The organism is Pseudomonas sp. GM18, from assembly GCF_000282195.1.
GTDB lineage: Bacteria > Pseudomonadota > Gammaproteobacteria > Pseudomonadales > Pseudomonadaceae > Aquipseudomonas.
The window spans coordinates 22,209-29,487 of record NZ_AKJT01000109.1; the positions used below are offsets into that span (position 1 = coordinate 22,209).

A 7,279-nucleotide genomic window follows, 5' to 3' on the forward strand; every position below is an offset into this window, starting at 1 on the left:
TAAATGCACAGCGGGCATAGGTGCCCGAAAGGCCGCATATTCTAAGGAATATCCGGACTTTTGCAAATGTCTTTTTCCGGCGCCTATCGGCGTGCCATCCAGATTTGCTATAGAGCCATCGTTGAAGATGGCCAGTCAGCTCCCGCCAAGTGCGGGTTTGCTGGAGATCCCACGTCCGTGTGGGGCTGCGCCGACATGACTGCCGGCGCGAGTTCTTTACATTTTCGGCATGCCGCCGCCGGGCAACATACCGCCCATGCCGCGCATCATTTTGGCCATTCCGCCTTTGGCGGAGAATTTCTTCATCATCTTCTGCATCTGCTTGTGCTGCTTGATCAAGCGACCGATGTCCTGCACCTGGGTGCCGGAACCCATGGCGATCCGGCGCTTGCGCGAACCACTGATCAGCTCAGGGTCGCGGCGCTCGGCCGGGGTCATGGAATTGATGATGGCTTCCATCTGCTTGAACTGTTTCTCTGCCGCACCCTGGGCATTGCCCATCTGCGCCAGGTTCACACCACCGATATTCGGCAGTTTGTCCATGAGGCCGCCGAGGCCGCCCATGTTCTTCATCTGTTGCAACTGATCGCGGAAGTCTTCGAGGTCGAAGCCCTTGCCCTTCTTCAGCTTCTTGGCCAGTTTGTCGGCCTTGTCCTTGTCGAGGGTCGCTTCGGCCTGTTCGATCAGGCTGAGCACGTCGCCCATGCCGAGGATGCGCGAGGCGATACGCTCAGGGTGGAACGGTTCGAGCGCTTCGCTCTTCTCGCCCATACCGATGAACTTGATCGGCTTGCCGGTAATGGCACGTACCGACAGTGCGGCACCGCCACGGGCATCGCCGTCGACCTTGGTCAGGATCACACCGGTCAGCGGCAATGCATCACCGAAGGCCTTGGCCGTGTTGGCGGCGTCCTGGCCGGTCATGGCATCGACCACGAACAGGGTTTCGACCGGATTGATCGCGGCATGCAGCGCCTTGATCTCGCCCATCATCTCTTCGTCGATGTGCAGACGACCGGCGGTATCGACGATGACCACGTCGATGAATTTCAGCTTGGCTTCTTTAATAGCCGCTTGCGCGATGTCGACCGGCTTCTGGCTCAGGTCGGACGGGAAGAACGTCACGCCGATGTCGTTGGCCAGGGTTTCCAGCTGCTTGATCGCCGCCGGACGGTAAACGTCCGCGGACACGACCATGACCGACTTCTTCTTGCGCTCCTTAAGGAAGCGCGCCAGTTTGCCGGCGGTGGTGGTTTTACCCGCACCCTGCAAACCGGCCATCAGAACCACGGCCGGTGGAACGGCGCTCAGGTTCAGATCTTCGTTGGCCGCGCCCATCAGGCTTTCGAGTTCGGCCTGGACGATCTTCACGAAGGCCTGGCCCGGCGTCAGGCTACGCGACACCTCGGTGCCGACAGCGCGTTCCTTGACCGAATTGACGAAGTCTTTGACCACCGGCAAGGCGACGTCGGCTTCGAGCAACGCCATGCGCACTTCACGCAGGGTGTCTTTGATGTTGTCTTCGGTCAGCTTGGCCTTGCCGGTGACATGGCGCAGCGTCTGCGAGAGACGGTCGGTTAAGTTTTCAAACATTGCGCGATCCTTTCAGGCCCTGTGTAGACCGGGATAATGGCGGCCCAGACCGGAATCAACTTGTGCTCGGCGAGCCTGCGGCGTGGGCAGGTCGCGGATTATAGCGAAGACTGCGTCTGGCGGACACCTCGCCGTCAGCTTGCATGGTCTTTCGTGCCGTATGGGTTCTATGCCAAACTCAACGCCTTTCGGGCCTGCCTAACAGGATTTATGCTCCCCTTGTCACCCAGTTTGCTTACTACTCTCGCCGCCGCCTGCTTATATGCCGCTGCGACCTTCTATCAAGGCACTCGTCTGGCCTCCGGCGCCAAGGCGAACAAACGCCTGCTGGTCACGCTCGGCGTACTGGCCGTGCTGGCCCACAGCGCCAGCCTGATCACCTATCTGCTGACTCCGGTCGGCCTGGCCCTGGACTTTTTCAGCGCCGCCAGCCTGATTGCCGCAGCGGTCATCGCCCTGACCTTGCTGGCCTGCTCACGGATTCCAGTGGAAAACCTTCTTCTATTGCTGTTCCCGCTGGGCGCCGCAACCGCGCTGCTGGCACAGTTCGCCCCTGCCGGCACAGTGCAGATCATTGATGAAGAGCCAGGCATTCTCGCCCACATTCTTTTGTCTATCCTCGCTTACGGCATGTTCACCATCGCGGTGTTCCAGGCCTTGCTGCTGCTGATTCAGGACCATCAGCTCAAGCACAAGCATCCGTCCGGGCTGATCAAGAACTTCCCGCCGCTGCAAACCATGGAAAGCCTGCTGTTCGGTTTCCTCTGGGCCGGCTGGAGCCTGCTGTCGTTGTCGCTGATTTCCGGCTGGCTGTTCGTCGAGAACCTGTTCGCCCAGCACCTGGTGCATAAAACCCTGCTGGCGTGCCTGGCCTGGATCGTGTTCAGCGTGCTGCTCTGGGGGCGCAACCGTCTCGGCTGGCGCGGACACAAAGCCATCCGCTGGACCCTTGCCGGTTTCTGCCTGCTGATGCTGGCGTATTTCGGCAGCAAGCTGGTCCGCGAATACATTCTGCACATCTGACGGGCGGCATTAATGGACGACTTGCCCATAGGGCCGATGCTTGCGGTGCTGGCCCTGCTGATTTTATGGTCGGGGCTGTTTACCGCCATCGAAGTTGCACAACAGCAGTTGCTGGCCCAGCGCACAGCCTCGCGCTCCAGCGACAAACCCGTGGCCAAGCTGAGTTTCCCGCTCAACAGCCTGATCCTCTGCAACACCTTGTGCCGCGCGCTGGTGGTGGTCATCAGCACCTTGCTGGCAATTTTCACCTGGGCACAAAACGGCCCCTGGATTGCCTGCCTCGGTGCCGGCGCAGCATTGCTGGTATTCGCCGACTACCTGCCACGCGCCCTCGCCGCCCGCTATCCGGATGCCGTCCTGGCCTTGGGCAACACACTGCTCGGCATACCGTTGAAAATCGTCTATCCCGCCGCGTGGCTACTCAATGGCATCAGCCAACTGCTGATGCGGCCATTCGCCCGCAAGGTCAACGTGGTGCAGCAAAGCGAAGATGAGGCACCGGCAGATCGGCACGACGATCACGAACACGCGGCCTATCGCCCACTGTCAGGTATCCACGCACTGGATAACATCACGGTCAACGATATTCTGGTGCCACGCAGCGACGTCGACGGGATCAACCTGGACGACCCCCTCGAAGAAATCATCGAGCAACTGCGCCACAACAAGCGCACCCGCCTGCCGGTATTCCACAGCGACATCAACCAGGTTGAAGCGGTGCTCAACACCCGACAGATCCGTCATTTGCTGCCGGATTCAAGCCTGACCGTGGAAGCGCTGCTGGCGGCCAGTCACGAACCGTACTTCGTGCCGGAAAGCACACCGTTGCAGCTGCAATTGCTCAACTTCCACAAACAGCAGCGGCGCTTGGGCATGGTGGTCGACGAGTACGGGGAAGTGCTGGGTATCGTGACCCTGGAAGATATTCTCGAAGAAATCGTCGGCGAGTTCGAAAACCAGCACAGCCTGGATAACCCGCACATTCACCCGCAGGCCGATGGCCGACTGGTGATTGATGGTGCAGCGTCCATCCGCGAGTTGAACAAGAGCCTCGGCTGGCATTTGCCCAGCGATGGTCCGAAAACCCTCAACGGACTGGTGACCGAAGCGCTGGAGACGATTCCGGACAGTGCGGTGTGCCTGAAGATCGGCCGATATCGGCTGGAGATTCTGGCGACTGAAGAGAATCGCGTCACGCGCGTGCTGATCTGGCATACCAGTTCAGCACCTGCCCTTTCCAAAATCTGACACGCTCCCTCGCCACAAAAGCCATCGCGTCCTCCAAGCCGCTTGTTGAATCATTAGCTGCCTTCCTATAATCGAGCCGCTTACCAAGCCCTGCCATACCCCGTGCTACCCGCACTCTGCGTTAAACCCACATCCCTGGGTATTCGACCATAATAATTCGCTCCACTGGGGCACATGACTGTCAGGGATAACCGCATGACGACCAGCACAACGTTCAGCGACACCGCGCCTGCCCAACCGACGAACTCCGCCACCCGCGTGGCCACTGCAAGTTTCATCGGCACGGCCATCGAGTTCTACGACTTCTACGTCTATGCCACCGCCGCAGCATTGGTGATCGGCCCGGTGTTCTTTCCGCAAACCTCCGGCACAGCCCAGATGCTGTCGGCGTTCCTCACCTTCGGTATCGCCTTCCTTGCACGGCCGCTGGGTTCGGCACTGTTCGGCCATTTCGGCGACCGCATCGGACGCAAATCGACACTGGTGGCCTCGCTGCTGCTGATGGGTGTGTGCACCACGCTGATTGGCGTGCTGCCGGGTTACGACAGCATTGGCGCCTGGGCGCCGATCCTGCTTTGCGTGCTGCGCTTCGGCCAAGGCCTGGGGCTGGGCGGTGAATGGGGCGGCGCCGCATTGCTGGCCACGGAGAACGCGCCCAAAGGCAAGCGCGCCTGGTTCGGCATGTTTCCGCAACTCGGTCCTTCGATCGGGTTTCTGGCGGCCAACGGCCTGTTCCTGACCCTGGCCATGAGCTTGAACGACGAGCAGTTCCGTTCGTGGGGCTGGCGGATTCCGTTCCTGCTCAGTGCCGCGCTGGTGATGGTGGGCTTGTACGTACGCCTCAAGCTCCACGAAACCCCGGTGTTCGCCAACGCCGTGGCTCGCCAGGAGCGGGTGAAGATTCCGTTGGTCGAGCTGTTCAGCCAATACTGGGCACCGATGCTGCTGGGCGCCGGGTCAATGGTGGTGTGCTATGCGCTGTTCTACATCTCGACGGTGTTTTCGCTGAGTTACGGCGTGTCGACGCTCGGTTACACCCGGGAAACCTTCCTCGCGCTGCTGTGTTTCGCGGTGCTGTTCATGGCCGCCGCGACACCGCTGTCGGCCTGGGCCAGCGATCGTTTCGGGCGCAAGCCGGTGCTGATCATCGGCGGCGTGCTGGCGATTCTGTCCGGTTTCTTGATGGAACCGCTACTGACCCATGGCTCGACCTGGGGTGTGGCGCTGTTCCTGTGCATCGAACTGTTTCTGATGGGCGTGACGTTTGCGCCAATGGGCGCGCTGCTGCCGGAGCTGTTTCCGACCCACGTGCGCTATACCGGCGCATCGGCTGCCTACAACCTGGGCGGCATTGTCGGCGCCTCGGCGGCACCGTTCTTTGCGCAAAAACTGGTGGCAATGGGCGGTTTGAGTTATGTCGGCGGGTATGTGTCGGGGGCGGCGGTGCTGAGCTTGATAGCGGTGCTGTGCCTGAAGGAGACGCGCAATAACGATTTGAATCGGGCTGTCTGAAGTACAAAGCTTCGCGGGCAAGTCGGATTGCCCGCGAATGCCGCGACTCGATTACAGCTCTACAACAACAGCTTGGGACGCACGGGTCGCTTTTGCACGAGCGGCCTCGATCGACTCATCACGCGCCAACGCCACCCCCATCCGCCGCTGACCATTGACCTCAGGCTTGCCGAACAGACGCAACGCGGTATCCGGCTCGCTCAACGCGGCTCCCAGGTTGGCGAATGCGGTCTGAGTCGACTGCCCTTCAACCAGAATTACCGCCGACGCCGATGGGCCGAACTGACGAATCAATGGAATCGGCAAACCCAGGATCGCCCGTGCGTGCAGTGCGAACTGCGACAGGTCCTGGGAAATCAGGGTCACCAGACCGGTGTCATGCGGGCGCGGCGAGACTTCGCTGAACCACACCTGATCACCCTTGATGAACAACTCGACGCCAAACAGGCCACGACCGCCCAAGGCTTCGGTGACCGCTTTGGCAACGCGCTCGGATTCAGCCAAGGCAACCGGGCTCATGGCTTGTGGCTGCCAGGATTCCTGGTAGTCGCCCTTCTCCTGACGGTGACCGACAGGCGCACAGAACGTAGTGCCACCGACGTGACGCACGGTCAGCAGAGTGATTTCGTAGTCGAAGTCGATGAAGCCTTCGACGATCACGCGACCTTTACCGGCGCGGCCGCCCTCTTGAGCGTAATCCCAGGCCTTCTGCACGTCATCGACACTGCGCAGCAGGCTCTGCCCCTTGCCGGAGGAACTCATGACCGGTTTGACCACGCACGGGAAGCCCAGGTCTTCGACTGCCTTGCGGTAATCCTCGAAGGTGTCGGCGAAGTGGTACGGCGATGTCGGCAGGTCCAGCTCTTCAGCGGCCAGGCGGCGGATGCCTTCGCGGTTCATGGTCAGCTGCGCGGCGCGAGCGGTCGGGATCACGGTGAAACCTTCGGATTCCAGCTCCACCAGGGTCGCGGTGGCGATGGCTTCGATTTCCGGCACGATGAAGTGCGGCTTCTCGGCTTCGATCACCGCACGCAGGGCGGCGCCGTCGAGCATGTTGATCACATGGCTGCGATGGGCGACTTGCATGGCCGGCGCATTGGCGTAGCGATCCACGGCAATCACTTCAACGCCCAGGCGTTGCAGCTCGATCACCACTTCCTTGCCCAACTCACCACAGCCACACAGCAATACGCGGGTCGCGGTTGGCGACAATGGAGTTCCGATACGGGTCATCTCAGGTCCTCAAAGGAGCGGATCATCGAGGGAAGCGCGCTTCCCATGGGGAGAAAGCGCGGCATTTTACATGAACCTGAGGGTTTGGCTTCAGCTGACGACAGCCTGTTTGCGCAGGCGCCAGGCCATGGCCAACCAGACCACGGTGACGCCCACGAACTTTGAACCCAGCGCAGTGAGGATCACGCCCGGTGTGAGCGCATCGATCATGCCGAAGAAGATGAAGGTGTCCAGCGGGATGCTCAGGGCCGAACTTATCCACAGGCGATCGTGCAACGGGCGCTTGGTGATGCTGAACACCAGCCAGTCGATGCACTCGGACACGGCGAACGCCGTGGCGCTGGCAAGGGCAATCGACGGGTCGGAGGTGACGTAGGACAGCACCAGCGCCACCAGCATCGCCGCGATCGCGCCATGACCGAAGCGGGTTTGCACCAAGTCGCGCAGCACGAACACCAGACCACCCCAGGCCGACCAGATGATGTCCAGGTGCGGGGCGGTGGAAAAGGCGTAATTGATCAGCACGACGCTGCTGATGTAGCCGATCAGGAAGAGCATGGGACGTGGGGATACCTGTCAATTTTGTGCACAGGGTACTTTAGTCACTCAAAGGCTTAAATCAAAAGATCGCAGCCTAGTAGCAGCTGCCGAGCCTGCGAGGCTGCGTTCG

The 7,279-nt window shown here is 60.7% G+C and carries 6 protein-coding genes; 3 read left to right on the top strand and 3 right to left on the bottom strand.

Annotation, left to right across the window (positions count from 1 at the left end):
- Positions 1-216: 216 nt before the first annotated feature.
- Positions 217-1,593: a signal recognition particle protein gene (ffh, locus tag PMI21_RS03120; protein WP_007941401.1), complete on the bottom strand. Its 1,377-nt coding sequence runs from the start codon at positions 1,591-1,593 to the stop codon at positions 217-219.
- 210 nt (positions 1,594-1,803) lie between these two features.
- Between ffh and PMI21_RS03115 the strand changes: the two genes are divergently transcribed.
- The 3 genes from PMI21_RS03115 (at position 1,804) to PMI21_RS03105 (ending at position 5,376) form a co-directional block, all read left to right on the top strand.
- On the top strand, positions 1,804-2,616 hold the full coding sequence (locus PMI21_RS03115) for a cytochrome C assembly family protein (protein ID WP_033064223.1): 813 nt from the start codon (positions 1,804-1,806) through the stop codon (positions 2,614-2,616).
- A 12-nt stretch (positions 2,617-2,628) separates the two neighbouring features.
- Positions 2,629-3,864 carry a transporter associated domain-containing protein gene (locus PMI21_RS03110; RefSeq protein WP_007941403.1) on the top strand — a complete coding sequence of 412 codons (1,236 nt, stop codon included), beginning with the start codon at positions 2,629-2,631 and terminating at the stop codon, positions 3,862-3,864.
- A gap of 195 nt (positions 3,865-4,059) precedes the next feature.
- Positions 4,060-5,376 carry an MFS transporter gene (locus PMI21_RS03105; RefSeq protein ID WP_007941404.1) on the top strand — a complete coding sequence of 439 codons (1,317 nt, stop codon included), beginning with the start codon at positions 4,060-4,062 and terminating at the stop codon, positions 5,374-5,376.
- Positions 5,377-5,427: 51 nt separating this feature from the next.
- Here the strand turns inward: PMI21_RS03105 and purT are convergent, their stop codons facing one another.
- Together purT and PMI21_RS03095 are read right to left on the bottom strand one after the other, a co-directional pair.
- Positions 5,428-6,609 carry a formate-dependent phosphoribosylglycinamide formyltransferase gene (gene purT, locus PMI21_RS03100; RefSeq protein WP_007941405.1) on the bottom strand — a complete coding sequence of 394 codons (1,182 nt, stop codon included), beginning with the start codon at positions 6,607-6,609 and terminating at the stop codon, positions 5,428-5,430.
- 90 nt (positions 6,610-6,699) lie between these two features.
- Positions 6,700-7,167, bottom strand: a complete 468-nt coding sequence (locus PMI21_RS03095; RefSeq protein ID WP_007941406.1) for a VUT family protein — start codon at positions 7,165-7,167, stop codon at positions 6,700-6,702.
- Positions 7,168-7,279 lie beyond the last annotated feature (112 nt).

What these genes read in the sequence shown, in the direction of transcription:
- purT (WP_007941405.1), bottom strand. Translation starts at nt 6,609, where the DNA reads ATGACCCGTATCGGAACTCCATTGTCGCCAACCGCGACCCGCGTATTG.
- PMI21_RS03105 (WP_007941404.1), top strand. Translation starts at nt 4,060, where the DNA reads ATGACGACCAGCACAACGTTCAGCGACACCGCGCCTGCCCAACCGACG.
- ffh (WP_007941401.1), bottom strand. Translation starts at nt 1,593, where the DNA reads ATGTTTGAAAACTTAACCGACCGTCTCTCGCAGACGCTGCGCCATGTC.
- PMI21_RS03110 (WP_007941403.1), top strand. Translation starts at nt 2,629, where the DNA reads ATGGACGACTTGCCCATAGGGCCGATGCTTGCGGTGCTGGCCCTGCTG.
- PMI21_RS03115 (WP_033064223.1), top strand. Translation starts at nt 1,804, where the DNA reads ATGCTCCCCTTGTCACCCAGTTTGCTTACTACTCTCGCCGCCGCCTGC.
- PMI21_RS03095 (WP_007941406.1), bottom strand. Translation starts at nt 7,167, where the DNA reads ATGCTCTTCCTGATCGGCTACATCAGCAGCGTCGTGCTGATCAATTAC.